General features: G+C 68.3%; 13 protein-coding genes. 5 read left to right on the top strand and 8 right to left on the bottom strand.

The window, feature by feature from the left end; translation table 11 throughout:
* Window positions 1-21: 21 nt before the first annotated feature.
* The 3 genes from FGL98_RS08085 to FGL98_RS08095 form a co-directional block, all read right to left on the bottom strand.
* Window positions 22-390 (bottom strand): HesB/IscA family protein, encoded by a 369-nt coding sequence (locus tag FGL98_RS08085; protein ID WP_146316247.1) that lies wholly within the window; start codon window positions 388-390, stop codon window positions 22-24.
* A 129-nt stretch (window positions 391-519) separates the two neighbouring features.
* On the bottom strand, window positions 520-1,668 hold the full coding sequence (locus FGL98_RS08090) for a glycerate kinase (RefSeq protein WP_186526050.1): 1,149 nt from the start codon (window positions 1,666-1,668) through the stop codon (window positions 520-522).
* Between the two features lie 38 nt (window positions 1,669-1,706).
* On the bottom strand, window positions 1,707-2,405 hold the full coding sequence (locus FGL98_RS08095) for a M50 family metallopeptidase (RefSeq protein WP_146316249.1): 699 nt from the start codon (window positions 2,403-2,405) through the stop codon (window positions 1,707-1,709).
* A gap of 101 nt (window positions 2,406-2,506) precedes the next feature.
* On the opposite strand from FGL98_RS08095, the gene betC reads away from it, so the two are divergent.
* The 4 genes from betC (at window position 2,507) to FGL98_RS08115 (ending at window position 6,554) form a co-directional block, all read left to right on the top strand.
* Window positions 2,507-4,096: a choline-sulfatase gene (gene betC / locus FGL98_RS08100; protein WP_146316250.1), complete on the top strand. Its 1,590-nt coding sequence runs from the start codon at window positions 2,507-2,509 to the stop codon at window positions 4,094-4,096.
* Between the two features lie 114 nt (window positions 4,097-4,210).
* Entirely contained in the window at window positions 4,211-4,993 is a 783-nt protein-coding gene (locus FGL98_RS08105; protein WP_146316251.1) for an ABC transporter ATP-binding protein, read from the top strand.
* Complete coding sequence (locus FGL98_RS08110; RefSeq protein WP_146316252.1) at window positions 4,990-5,751, top strand: ABC transporter permease; 762 nt, start codon at window positions 4,990-4,992, stop codon at window positions 5,749-5,751. The genes FGL98_RS08105 and FGL98_RS08110 overlap by 4 nt, the downstream gene beginning before the upstream one ends.
* Before the next feature lie 23 nt (window positions 5,752-5,774).
* Entirely contained in the window at window positions 5,775-6,554 is a 780-nt protein-coding gene (locus tag FGL98_RS08115; protein WP_146316253.1) for a MerR family transcriptional regulator, read from the top strand.
* Window positions 6,555-6,581: 27 nt separating this feature from the next.
* On the opposite strand, the gene FGL98_RS08120 is transcribed toward FGL98_RS08115, so the two are convergent.
* From FGL98_RS08120 to FGL98_RS08130, 3 genes are read right to left on the bottom strand one after another with little or no spacing between them, the layout of a single operon-like run.
* Complete coding sequence (locus tag FGL98_RS08120) at window positions 6,582-7,550, bottom strand: nucleoside hydrolase (RefSeq protein WP_146316254.1); 969 nt, start codon at window positions 7,548-7,550, stop codon at window positions 6,582-6,584.
* A complete protein-coding gene (locus FGL98_RS08125) occupies window positions 7,547-8,602 on the bottom strand; it encodes a glutathione S-transferase family protein (protein ID WP_146316255.1) in 1,056 nt (351 codons plus the stop codon). Before FGL98_RS08125 ends, FGL98_RS08120 begins: the two co-directional genes overlap by 4 nt.
* Window positions 8,595-10,016: a dipeptidase gene (locus FGL98_RS08130; RefSeq protein ID WP_281289160.1), complete on the bottom strand. Its 1,422-nt coding sequence runs from the start codon at window positions 10,014-10,016 to the stop codon at window positions 8,595-8,597. The genes FGL98_RS08125 and FGL98_RS08130 overlap by 8 nt, the downstream gene beginning before the upstream one ends.
* Window positions 10,017-10,129: 113 nt before the next feature.
* Between FGL98_RS08130 and FGL98_RS08135 the strand changes: the two genes are divergently transcribed.
* Entirely contained in the window at window positions 10,130-10,717 is a 588-nt protein-coding gene (locus FGL98_RS08135; RefSeq protein WP_246136435.1) for a DUF3043 domain-containing protein, read from the top strand.
* A gap of 18 nt (window positions 10,718-10,735) precedes the next feature.
* On the opposite strand, the gene FGL98_RS08140 is transcribed toward FGL98_RS08135, so the two are convergent.
* The gene (locus FGL98_RS08140) at window positions 10,736-10,951 is read right to left on the bottom strand and encodes a hypothetical protein (RefSeq protein WP_146316256.1); all 216 of its coding nucleotides are present in this window, start codon (window positions 10,949-10,951) and stop codon (window positions 10,736-10,738) included.
* 26 nt (window positions 10,952-10,977) lie between these two features.
* Window positions 10,978-12,189, bottom strand: coding sequence for a Glu/Leu/Phe/Val dehydrogenase dimerization domain-containing protein (locus tag FGL98_RS08145; RefSeq protein ID WP_146316257.1), 1,212 nt, complete (start codon window positions 12,187-12,189; stop codon window positions 10,978-10,980).
* Window positions 12,190-12,241: the final 52 nt, after the last annotated feature.

Here is a 12,241-nt window from a genome sequence, read left to right on the forward strand (position 1 = left end):
CTGTTGTCGGTTGCCGCGTGCTCAGCTGAACGAGTCACCGCAGGCGCAACTGCTGCCCGCGTTGGGGTTGTCGATGGTGAAACCCTGCTTCTCGATCGTGTCGGCGAAGTCGATCTTGGCCCCGTCCAGGTAGGGAGCGCTCATCCGGTCGATGACAACCTCGACGCCGTCGAAGTCACGCACCAGATCGCCGTCGAGCGTCCGCTCGTCGAAGTAGAGCTGGTAGACGAGACCCGAGCAGCCACCGGGCTGCACGCCGACACGCAGACGCAGGTCGTCGCGGCCCTCCTGTTCCAGGAGGCTCTTGACCTTGCCGGCGGCAAGGTCGCTGAGGTCGACGTTGTGGGTCGCGACCGAGGTGTCCGTGGTGGTATTGCTGTCGACGCTCATGGTCTTCCTTCACTTGGCCGGTTGCGTATGGAAAGTGGGTTCAACGACGTTTAACCATCGATGTGACGAACTTGTTCCCGTGTACGACGAACTTGTTCCCGTGTACGACGAACTTGTTCCCGTGCACCTTCAGGGTACGTCCCGACGACCCGGTGGTGTCCAGGTGCCCGCCACTCGGCGCGCCAGCGCACGCAGGCCTTCCCCGAGATCGCCACTGTCATCGGCCGTGCGCCGACCGGGGGTCACCAGCGCGTAAGCACCAGAAACGCCGAGTGACATCGTCTCCCGCCGACCGACCTGCACCTCCTGGGCCAGCACGACAACCGGCCGCGCCACCGCCGTGGCGGCGGCGGCGACCTCCTGAAGGACAGAGTGCTCGAGGACCCGCCAGTCGAAGACCTGGGTGGCCGTCACGACCAGGTCGGCGCCGGCCACCGCACCGGCCAGATCCACGGTGGCGGCCACGAGGGCCGGCCCCGCGGTCAGCTGGGCAGCCAGCAGGGCGAGCCCATAACCCAGACCACCACCGGCGCCCGCGCCGGGCTGCCGGTCCACCCGCTGGCTCTTGCCAGTGAGCAGGTCCGTCCGCTCGGGCACGATGCGGCGTGCGAGGTCGACGTACTCCCCCATCTCCTGCTCGCGTTCCTGCGCCTGCGCCCGGGTCAGGCGCAGCTCGTCGACGGCGCCGGCGCACGCTCCCTGCATCCCCAGGAGCACCGGGTCCGTGCTCACCGCCGCCGTCAGGCCGACCGTGCCCAGCCGGGCCCTGGCGGCGGGCAGGTCGGCGGCAGGGTCGGGCGTCTCTCCTGCGGCCCGTCCGGCCAGCGCGGCCACGGCACCTCGCCCACCGTCGAGCGCTGCCAGACCCCCGACGCCGATCACGATCCGGGTCGCCGCAAGGTCCAGGGCCGACGCGATCAGCTCTCCCACGCCGTAGGTGCCGAGGGGAGCCGGTAGCTCACGCCTCCCTCGCACGGAGCCGCCGGCCACCTGCGCAGACTCGAGATAGACCACCCGTTCTCTGCCGCGCTCGACAAGCAGCAGCGTGCAGGGAGCCGCGCACCCCCAGGCATCCGTGGCCGTCACCGGTTCGAGGCGACCAGGAAGACTCGCCGCCAGGGCCGAGACGAATCCCCGGTCTCCCGCCGCCAGGGGCAGAGCCTGGACCTCAACCTCAGGGTTGCGCTCGGACCACCCCTGCGACACCAGCCGGGCCACCTCGACGGAAGGCAGGTCATCGCATCGGTCCGGCACCACCAGCACTCGCATGTCCGTCATTGTGTCCGCCCTGACCGGCCCGCAGCGCGCCACCCCCATCAGCGCAGAAACAAAAGCCTGGCACCCACCACGAGGCAGCCGACGTCGACGGCGAGCATCAGCGCCGCCCAGACGCCACCGCCCGGCCAGGTCATCCGGGCGAGTTGGTCGGGGTCCGAAGTGCGCCCTCGCCCTCTGTTTCGGCTGCGCTGCAGGTCGACCACCGACCATGGCCCGGCGAGCAGCAGGAACCACGCCACGACATACGCGAAGCCGCTCTGCCAGCTCGCCGGGAGCCAGCCGGTGACAGCGACGAGGATGGCGGCGCTGACCATCACGACCCACAGGCCGTAGAGGTTGCGGATTTGCAGGAGCAGCAGACCGAGCAGCACGAGCAGCCCCCAGAGCATGCCGATGGCGTGACCGGTGCCCAGCACCCAGGCGGCCAGCAGCCCGAGCAGCCCCGGCCCGACATACCCGGCGAAGAGGGTCGCCACCATGCCGAATCCGTGCGGCTTGCCGCGGGACACCGTCAGCCCCGAGCTGTCCGAGTGCAGCCGTATTCCGGACAGGGACCGGCCCGCGAGCAGTGCCACGAGGCCGTGGGACCCCTCGTGAACCACGGTGACCACATGCCGCGCGAAGCGCCAGGTCGTCGACCACGCGATGACCAGCACGGCCACCAGACCGGCAGCGAGCACGATCCGGTGGTCCGCCGGAGGGGTCACCTCCACCACGCGCCGCCACCAGTCGTCCATGCTCGATCGAACGGGCCCGGACTCTCGCATGTTCCCCCGCGCCCCTCCGCCGAGTGGAGTGTCTGCTCTGCCGCTGCGGTAGCGTCGGAGGCGTCCGCCCGATGACCGAAGGGAAGCGATGCAGCGTGGTTGATGCGATCGGCGACCAGCGCGCCAAGCGGGATCACGAGGCCGCGTCGCCTCCGAACATCGTGGTCCTTCAGGCCGATCAGCTGGCGGCCGACGCACTCGGGGCGTACGGCAACCAGGTGGTGTCCGCCCCGCACATCGACCAACTCGCCCAGTCGGGCGCGGTGTTCGACCGTGCCTACTGCAACTCGCCGTTGTGCGCTCCGTCCCGCGCTTCGATGATGACGGGGCTGCTGCCGTCACAGAACGGCTGCTACGACAACGGCGCGGACTTCCCTTCCTCCGTACCGACCTTCGCCCATCACCTGCGCGCACTGGGCTACCACACCGCTCTGGTCGGCAGGATGCACTTCATCGGCCCCGACCAGCATCACGGGTTCGAAGAGCGACTCACCACGGACGTCTACCCCGCCGATCTCGACATGGTGCCGGACTGGAACCTGGACTCGTCACAGCGACTTCCGTGGTACCACGAGGCGGACAGTGTGTTCGCTGCCGGCGCCTGCAAGGCCACGGTGCAGCAGGATTTCGACGACGAGGTGGGCTTTCTCGCACTGCGACACCTCAATGACCGCGCACGGGTGGACCGAGCTCTCGGACGGCGCAACCCGTTCCTCATGGTCGCCAGCTTCATCCACCCGCACGACCCGTACGAGCCGCCGCCCGAGCACTGGGACCGATACGACAACGTCGAGATCGACGGACCCACGCACCCGGACCCTCCCACCGCTGACAGCGATCCGCATACGCATCGGCTGCGGGCGATGAGCGGCTTCGACGCCCGACAGCCGAACGCCGCGCAGATCCTCAGGGCGCGTCGGGCGTACTACGCAGCCGTCGCATACATCGACGACCACGTAGGGCGAATCCGCGCCAGGCTCCACGAGCTCGGGATGGCTGAGAACACCGTCGTCATCCTCACCAGCGACCACGGGGACATGCGCGGCGAGAAGGGCCTCTGGTACAAGATGTCGCCCTACGAGCAGTCTGCGCGGGTGCCGCTGATCGTCGTCGGCCCGGAGGATCGGGTTCCGCGCGGCCGCTTTGCCACACCGGTGTCGCTACTCGACCTGGCGCCCACGCTGGTGAAGCTGGCCGGCGGTGATGATCCGGGACCCTCGCTGCTGGACATCGCCCGGCGCGAGGGGGCCGGCACGTCGGCGGCAGACCGTGACATCGTGATCGAGTACCTGGCCGAAGGCACGGTCGCACCACACGTGACCGTGGTCCGTGGGCAGTACAAGTTCGTCCGGTGTCCCGGGGACCCGGACCAGCTCTTCGACCTCGACACCGATCCGGATGAGCTGGTGAACGTTGCCGGACACCCGGAGCACACGAGGCGGGTGGCGTTGCTGCGCAAGGATCTGGACGACCGCTACGACTTCGCGGCTCTCGAGGAGCAGGTGCGCGTCAGCCAGCGGCGCCGTCAGCTGGTGAGCCGGGCTCTCGCGACGGGCAGCGTTCGTCACTGGGACTTCGACCCCGCTCCCGAGCAGCGTTACGTGCGTGGAGACTTCTGGAGCTCGTTGGAGCGTGGCAGGATCCCGGACCTCGGCAGCTGATCGGCCGGTTGCCGGCACGTGCATGCCATAGATCCACCGGGCGGCACAGGATGGCGCGCTAGGCCCGACGCTGGGCTTGACCCTCACGCTGCGTCAGGGTTGCACACTCTCCTCATGACCACCGAAACAGCTATCGAAGTCGTCGGACTCACCAAGTCCTACAGCGACAACGCGGTGCTTCGAGGCGTCGATCTCAGCGTCCCGGCCGGCTCGATCTTCGCCCTGCTCGGGTCCAACGGCGCGGGCAAGACCACCATCGTGCGGATCTTGTCGACCCTGCTGAAGGCCGACGATGGCACCGCCACGGTAAACGGGTGCGATGTCGCCACCAACTCGGCAGAAGTGCGCCGGTCCATCAGTCTCACCGGGCAGTTCGCTGCGGTAGACGAGATCCTGACCGGCCGGGAGAACCTCGCCCTCATCGCTCGGTTGCGCCGGCTGAAGGACCGCGAAGCCATCGCCGACGACTTGCTGGCGCAGTTCGACCTGACCGACGCGGCGAGTCGGCGGGTCGCGACGTACTCCGGCGGGATGCGCCGACGCCTCGATATCGCGATGAGCCTGATCGGAAACCCACCGGTACTCTTCCTCGACGAGCCGACCACGGGCCTCGACCCGCAGGCGCGGCTCGAGGTCTGGGCAACCGTCCGGGAGCTCGCCGGCCACGGCACCACGGTGCTGCTCACCACGCAGTACCTCGACGAGGCCGAGCAACTCGCCGACCGGATCGCCATTCTGCACCAGGGCCGGATCATCGCTGACGGCACACTCGCTGAGCTGGGGAAGCTGCTTCCGCCCGCGAAGGTCGAGTATGTCGAGAAGCAGCCGACCCTCGAAGAGATCTTCCTCATGATCGTCGGGCACGACGACCGCAGAGCCGTCGGGAGCAAATCATGAGAACCGATGTCGCCAGCAACACCATCGCCCTGCTTGGCCGGTCACTGCGGCACATCCTGCGCAGCCCAGACACCATCATCACCACCGCCCTCACGCCGATCGCCATGCTGTCGCTGTTCGTGTACGTCCTGGGTGGCGCAATCCGCACCGGCAGTGGGAGGTACGTCGACTACCTGCTGCCCGGGATCCTGCTGATCACCATCGCCTCCGGCATCGCCTACACCGCACTGCGCCTGTTCACCGATGTGTCGACCGGCATCTTCGAACGGCTCCAGTCGATGCCCATCGCCCGATCGGCCCTGCTTTGGGGCCATGTGCTGACCTCGCTGGTCGCGAACCTGATCTCGCTGGTGCTCGTCGTGCTCGTCGCCCTCCTGATGGGTTTCCGCTCCGGCGCCGGCCTCCTGGCCTGGCTCGCGGTCCTCGGGATCCTCGTCCTGTTCACCCTGGCGCTGACCTGGTTGGCCGTGATCCCCGGGCTGACGGCGAAGTCGGTCGACGGGGCCGGCGCGTTCTCCTATCCGCTGGTATTCCTGCCGTTCATCAGTTCGGCCTTCGTGCCCACCTCGGGCATGCCGGGCCCGGTGCGCTGGTTCGCCGAGCACCAGCCAGTTACCTCCATCGTCAACACGATCCGAGACCTGTATGCCGAACAACCGGTCGGCAACAACGGGTGGATCGCCATCGCCTGGTGCGCCGGCACGCTGCTGGTCGCCTACACACTCGCGATGCACACCTACCACCGCAAGATCTCCTGACACGAGACTCGGACAATAGAGTCATGCTGACCATCGGCCAACTCGCCGCGTATGCCGGCGTCACGGTGCGCGCGGTCCGGCACTACCACGCCACGGGACTGCTTCCCGAGCCGGAGCGCGACCACTCCGGGTATCGCCGGTATGACGCCACCGCGGTCGCCGATCTCATCAAGATCCGCACCCTGGCCGAAGCCGGTGTCCCGCTGTCCCGGGTCCGCGAGCTCCTTGCCGTAGACGGTGTGGAGTTCGCGGCCGCGGTCGACGACATCGACCGCCAGTTGCGGGCCGAGATCCGCCAGCGGCAACGCCATCGAGAACGCATCGTCCGTCTCGTGGCCGGCGACAGTCTCGCACTTCCCGCCGAGGCGGTCGCCTATCTGGGCCGGCTGCGCGAGCTGGGCTTCACGGACCGATTCATCGGTGGGGAACGCGATGCGTGGATCCTGGTGGCTGCCCAGCTCCCCGAACGGATGCCGCTGTACATGACGATGAAACAACAGCAACTCGACGACCCCGAGAGCCTGGCGCTGTACCGCGATCTCGCCGAGACCATCGACTGGGAGCCGACCGATCCTCGACTGCCGGCGATCGGTGACCGACTCGTCGCCCAACTCGAGGCCGCCTACCCAGCACGCTCGCAGGAGAAGTCCGACCCAACGAAAGACATGCCCGACGACCTCGCGCGGCTGCTCGACGAACTCTTCCTCGAACTGGTGCCCGCCGCGCCCCGCTTCCTGGAACTCCTCCGGGAACGCGGTTGGACCGGGTGGACCAACTTCAAGCGCTCCGCCCGAACCCCCTGACTGCTGCTCGATCAAGGTGGGATGGGGTCAGTGACCCCGCACCGTATCCAGCCAGAGGCGGGTGTAACGAGGGCCGTCCACGTCGAGCGCGACCCGCACGATGCTCTCCGATCGGCCATGCGGGTCGTGGGCATGGTCGCCCGACCAGTCACGCCGGTCCACGATGGTGCGGCCGCGCGACCAGGCGCCGGCGAGCTCTACCCGCATCGGTAGGTCGCTGCAGGTCACCCCCTCCGGGTCGATGACGGCGCAGACCGCGCCCGCATCGCCGATCGTCGCCGACGCCCGCTCGAACCGGTCGCACTGGAACGCGATCAGGCGCCCGGCAAGCTCTCCACTGCCGTGCCCGCCCTCGGCGATCAGTGCCTCCGCCTGCTGCCGAGTCACGACGGGGTCATAGAAGACGTCGAGCCCGTACATCGTGACGGGTATGCCGAGCTCCGCCGCGGCGGCGAGCGTGATCGCCGTGGCCTCCGGATCGTGAAAGACGTTGAACTCCGCAGACGCCGTGGCATTGCCCGTGTCCGCCGCCCCGCCCATGAAGACGATCTGCGAGATCCCCTTGGCAACATCGGGGTAGGTGCGCAGAAGCAGCGCGATATTAGTCATCGGCGCGGTGGGTGCAATGGTCACGCGCTCGCCACGTGACATCGCGTCGCGGAGCACGTCGCGCATCAGTTCGACCGAATGGCGAGAGTCCGGCGTCCGGGCCGACTGCGGCCAGTCCAGGTCACCCATACCGTCCTCACCGTGGACATGCCGTGCGTCCACTGGCGCCTCGAGCAGCGGGCGCCCGGCTCCGCGGCCAACCGGGATGTCCAGTCGTCCGACGGCGTCCAGCACGGTGAGCGTGTTGCTGACAACGCTGTCCACGTCCGTGTTGCCACCGACACACGACACCGCGCGAAGGTCGAGCGCGGGATGCCGAGCCGCCAGCAGGAGGGCACAGGCGTCATCGACGCCGGTGTCGACGTCCATGATGAGCGGGGTGCTCATGCTCGAACCATCCCGTTCGCGTCGATCGCCGGGTTGTGTGCAGGGCTGACCCGCTCGCCCTCGCTGGGCGGCCCGGGTGGCGTGCCCTCACCGAACGGGCTGCCGCCGAGCTCCTCACGACTGTGTGGCCTGGTCCACCCGGACAGGTCCGGTCCCCGTGGCACGATGCCGGTAGGGTTCACGTCCTTGTGCACGACGTAGTAGTGCCGCTTGATGTGCGCAAAGTCGGTGGTATCGCCAAACCCCGGTGTCTGGAACAGGTCTCGCGCGTAGGCCCAGAGAACCGGCAGCTCCGAGAGCTTCTGGCGGTTGCACTTGAAGTGGCCGTGGTAGACCGCGTCGAACCGGGCCAGCGTGGTGAAGAGTCGCACGTCCGCCTCGGTGATGTGTTCGCCCACCAGGTAGCGCCGGCCGGCCAACCGCTCCTCCAACCAGTCGAGCGCGACGAACAACCTGTCATACGAAGCCTCGTAGGCGTCCTGCGTGCCCGCGAACCCACATCGATAGACGCCGTTGTTCACCTCGGTGTAGATGCGGTGCATCACCTCGTCCATCTCGTCCCGCAACTGCGCCGGGTAGAGGTCCGGCGCGCCGTCGCGGTGGTAGTCGGTCCACTGGGTGCTGAGATCGAGGGTGATCTGGGCGAAGTCGTTGGTGACCACTTTGCCGCTCGGCACGTCCACGATTGCCGGCACCGTGATGCCCAGCGGGTAGCCGAGCTCGCGCGCCTCATAGGCGTCCTTGATGCGGGGAATGCGCAGCACCGGATCGACACCACCGGGGTCGAGGTCGAACGTCCAGCTGTTCGCATCGTGGGTCGGGCCGCAGATGCCCATCGAGAGGGCAGCTTCGAGGCCGAGCAGTCTGCGCACAATGATCGCGCGGTTCGCCCAGGGGCAGGCCCGGGCGACGACCAGTCGGTATCGCCCGGGCTCGACGGGCCACCCCTCGTCGCCGTCACGGGTGATGCGCGAGGTGAGGTAGCGGGTGTCGCGCTCGTAGCTCGACGCGACGTAATCGCTTTCCCTATCCGTAAGGTGCTCGTCACTCATCTCGGGGCCCCCGCAAAGTATCGGAGCGAGCCTGCGAGTGGAGAACTTTCCGGGGTTTCATCCTTCCGAGCCGTTCCAGCAGCAGCGCCTCTGCCAGGCAGACTCGCTCGAACTCGCCGAGGTGCAAGCTCTCGTTCGCACCGTGCGCCCGCGTGTCGGGGTCCTCGACCCCCGTGACGAAGATCGCCGCCTGCGGGAACTGCTCGGCGAAGGCTGCAACGAACGGAATCGACCCGCCGACACCGATGTCGACCGGCTTGGTCCCCTCCCAGGCGTCCTCGAACGCAGCCCGCACCTCGTCATACATCGGTCCCTGCGCATCGGCCTGGAACCCCGCGCCCTCGTCGTCCAGATGGACGTCGATCTTCGCGCCCCAGGGCGTGTGCCGGGACAGATGGTTCAACAGCGCCTGGTAGGCCGTGTGCGGATCCTCGTCGGGAGCGATCCGCATCGACACCTTGGCCCGGGCGGACGGGACCAGGGTGTTCGAAGCAGTGTCGACACTCGGCGCGTCGATGCCGATGGTGGTGATGCTCGGCCGGGTCCACTGCCGCGACAGCAGCGAGCCGGTCCCGATGGTCTGCACTCCGTCGAGCAGCCCGGACTCCTGCCGCAGCCGCTCCTGCGAGTAGTCCAGCTCCGCTGCCTCACCGCCGCGCAGGCCCTGCACCGCAACGCCGCCGTCATCGTCGTGCAGCGAGGCGAGCAGTCGCACCAGAGCCATCAGCGCATCCGGCACCGGGCCGCCGAACATTCCGGAGTGCACGCTGTGATCAAGGGTGCTGACGGTCACGACCACCCGGATCATGCCGCGCAGGGTGGTGGTGAGGGCCGGTGTGCCGATGTCCCAGTTCGTGGAGTCCGCGAGCACGATGGCATCGGCGCGCAGCTTGTGTCCGTGTCGCTCCAAGATGGTGGCCAGAGAGTCCGAGCCGATCTCTTCCTCCCCCTCGACGAAGATGTTGACACCGGTCGGCGGGCGACCATCATGCGCGCGCAGGGCAGCCACGTGGGCCATCACGCCGGCCTTGTCGTCGGCGGCGCCCCGCCCGTACAGGCGACCGTCCCGCTCGGTCGGCTCGAACGGGGCGGACTCCCAGCCCAAGCCATCACCCGGAGGCTGCACGTCGTGGTGGGCGTAGAGAGTGATCGTCGGAGCTCCGTCGGGCGCGGCCAGCCGACCGATCACCGCAGGTCGTCCACCTTCTCGCACCACCTCGACGTCCAGGCCCTCGGCGCGCAGCAGGTCCGCGACGGCGTCGGCGCTGCGATCCACCTGGGTCTGGTCGAAGGAGTCGAGCGACACGCTGGGGATGCGGGTAAGGGCCTCCAGGTCGCGCCGCACCTCGGGCATCAGCTCACCAACCCGTCGGGTCAGAGCGGCACGTCGGTCGGCAGGGAGTTTGGTAGTCACAATGCTCACGGTAGCCACTGCTGCGAGCTCGTGGACAGTCGAATGGCGTCTCGCAGCGCCCGATGGCCGACACGATGTCACGCGCCCGTCGCCCAGGACGTACAGTATCGAGCGTGTTTGGCCGCAAAGACTCCGACGCGCACAAGGCGTCCAACCCTGAGCCCGAGACCAGGTCCACCCAAGGTGCGCCTGGCAGGAAGGGCCACCCGACGCCGAAGCGCAAGGAGCAGGAGGCCGCCCGACGCCGTCCGCTCGTGCCGGAGGATCGCAAGCAGGCCAAGAAGGGCGCCCGCGACGAGGCCCGGCAGGCTCGCATGAAGCAGCGTGAGGCCTTCAACCGCGGTGACGAGAGTGCCCTGCCCGCCCGCGACCGCGGACCGGTCAAGAGGTATATCCGCAACGCCGTCGACTCGCGCTGGAACGTCGGCGAGTTCCTGCTGCCGCTGATGCTCATCGTGCTGCTGTTCACCCTGATGCCGACCGCCGGGCTGCAGCGCCTCGGGCTCTACTTCGTCTGGGTGATCGTGCTGGTCGGCGTCGTCGACTCGTTCCTGCTGTGGCGCCGGCTCAAGAAGCAGATCCGCGAGCGCTTCCATGAGGACCCACCGCGCAGGTGCGCAACCTACGCGATCATGCGGTCCTTCCAGATGCGCATGTCACGGGTGCCGAAGCCTCAGGTCAAGCGCGGCGCAAAAATATAGGCACTCCCACCAAGTCGACTACGAACCGTCCGACAGGCTCATCGGGCCGTACACAACGGCGCCTGCCTCGTGCAGAGTCACCGCCGCCACTCCGGCGCCCGTCAGCTCGCGCCACTGCTCGCCCAGCCAGGACTCGGCGTCCCCCTGGGTCGGAAACTGTGACGACACCGTGGCGGCACCCCGCACCGGCTTGCCGGTGGCGTCCTCATACGTCCAGGTCCATGCATCGCTCATGACTGCAGCCTAAGGCGTCCCGCCGGTCAGCTCGCGAAGCGCTCCTGGATAGCGACCAGGTTCTCGTCGACCACGATCTGTGCGGCCGCTCGTGGCGACGACTGCTGGGCGTCTGCCTGCTCGAGCATCTGCGAGACCACCCGGTCCATCGCCGTGCGCACGTGGTCCTGTGCCACTGTGGCATCGGCCGTGATGTCACCAAAAAGGGTCCACCACCACCAGGCATTGGTCGCCGAGTTCGCCACGAAGTCGGGGATCACCTCCACCCCGCGATCCCGCAGCTGCGTCTCCGCCTCGGGCAGCGTCGGCATGTTGGCGGCCTCCACGACATGGCCCGCCCGGATCCGACCCTGGTTGGCCGGGGTGATGCAGTAGGACGTCGCGGCCGGCACCAGGACGTCACAGTCGAGGTCGAGCCAGTCCTCGACTCCCAGCTGCCGATCGGCCGGGTCCAGCAGGTCGCGGTCGATCCCGCCCAACGGGTCGCGGCCGCGCAAGAGGCGCTCCACGTCGAGACCGCGCGGGTTCGACACCGTGCCGCGCACGTCGGCGAGCCCGACGACGGTCACTCCTGCCGCGGCCAGGTAGCGGGCGGTCGCACCGCCCATGGACCCGAAACCCTGGATCACCGCGCGTGACTCCCCCGGGACGACACCCCGGTGCTCCATCGCCGTCAGGGCGGACTGGGCGACACCGAGGCCACCCACCAGCTCGGGCAGGCTGACTTCGTCGACCGTCACCTCGAACGCGTCGGCCAGTCTGCGCCGCGCCCGCGCCGGATTGTCCAGCAGCGGGTAGATCGCCTGAACCGAACTGGTCAGGCCGATCTCCGTGATGGCCTCGTCGATGGTGTCCTGTCGCAGACCGAGGTCCTCGCCCGTGGTCCAGTGCCGTTCGATGATCGCTCGGACCGCGTCCAGGTATCTCACCAGCATCGCTCGCGCCCCCGGGTCCTCCGGGGCGCAGTCGATGCCGCCCTTGGCACCGCCGAGCGGCACGTATTTGCCGCGCGGGTCGTAGTGCAGGGCCTCCTTGCGAGTCATGCCCGCGGCCAGCCCCTGCACCTCCGCGAGCGTGCAGCCACTCCTCATCCGCAGCCCGCCGCTGGACACACCGCGCACGAGCCGGTCGATCACGACAAAGCCCTGCCGTCCGGTGACCGGATCGGTCCAGATGACCTGCAGATGCGGCGCCGCCGCGGCGCGCTGCTCACCGGTGTCGGTGCTGGAATCGGTCATGGGGCCTCCTCGAATTCTTTACTGAACAACGATGCAGTACTGGCATCGCTCC

The sequence above is a fragment of the Leekyejoonella antrihumi genome, assembly GCF_007845645.1.
Lineage (GTDB): Bacteria > Actinomycetota > Actinomycetes > Actinomycetales > Dermatophilaceae > Leekyejoonella > Leekyejoonella antrihumi.

Bases quoted from the DNA above. Each gene is read 5' to 3' on its own strand.
- FGL98_RS08085 (WP_146316247.1), bottom strand. From the start codon at position 390: ATGAGCGTCGACAGCAATACCACCACGGACACCTCGGTCGCGACCCAC.
- FGL98_RS08090 (WP_186526050.1), bottom strand. From the start codon at position 1,668: ATGACGGACATGCGAGTGCTGGTGGTGCCGGACCGATGCGATGACCTG.
- FGL98_RS08095 (WP_146316249.1), bottom strand. From the start codon at position 2,405: ATGGACGACTGGTGGCGGCGCGTGGTGGAGGTGACCCCTCCGGCGGAC.
- betC (WP_146316250.1), top strand. From the start codon at position 2,507: ATGACCGAAGGGAAGCGATGCAGCGTGGTTGATGCGATCGGCGACCAG.
- FGL98_RS08105 (WP_146316251.1), top strand. From the start codon at position 4,211: ATGACCACCGAAACAGCTATCGAAGTCGTCGGACTCACCAAGTCCTAC.
- FGL98_RS08110 (WP_146316252.1), top strand. From the start codon at position 4,990: ATGAGAACCGATGTCGCCAGCAACACCATCGCCCTGCTTGGCCGGTCA.
- FGL98_RS08115 (WP_146316253.1), top strand. From the start codon at position 5,775: ATGCTGACCATCGGCCAACTCGCCGCGTATGCCGGCGTCACGGTGCGC.
- FGL98_RS08120 (WP_146316254.1), bottom strand. From the start codon at position 7,550: ATGAGCACCCCGCTCATCATGGACGTCGACACCGGCGTCGATGACGCC.
- FGL98_RS08125 (WP_146316255.1), bottom strand. From the start codon at position 8,602: ATGAGTGACGAGCACCTTACGGATAGGGAAAGCGATTACGTCGCGTCG.
- FGL98_RS08140 (WP_146316256.1), bottom strand. From the start codon at position 10,951: ATGAGCGATGCATGGACCTGGACGTATGAGGACGCCACCGGCAAGCCG.
- FGL98_RS08145 (WP_146316257.1), bottom strand. From the start codon at position 12,189: ATGACCGATTCCAGCACCGACACCGGTGAGCAGCGCGCCGCGGCGGCG.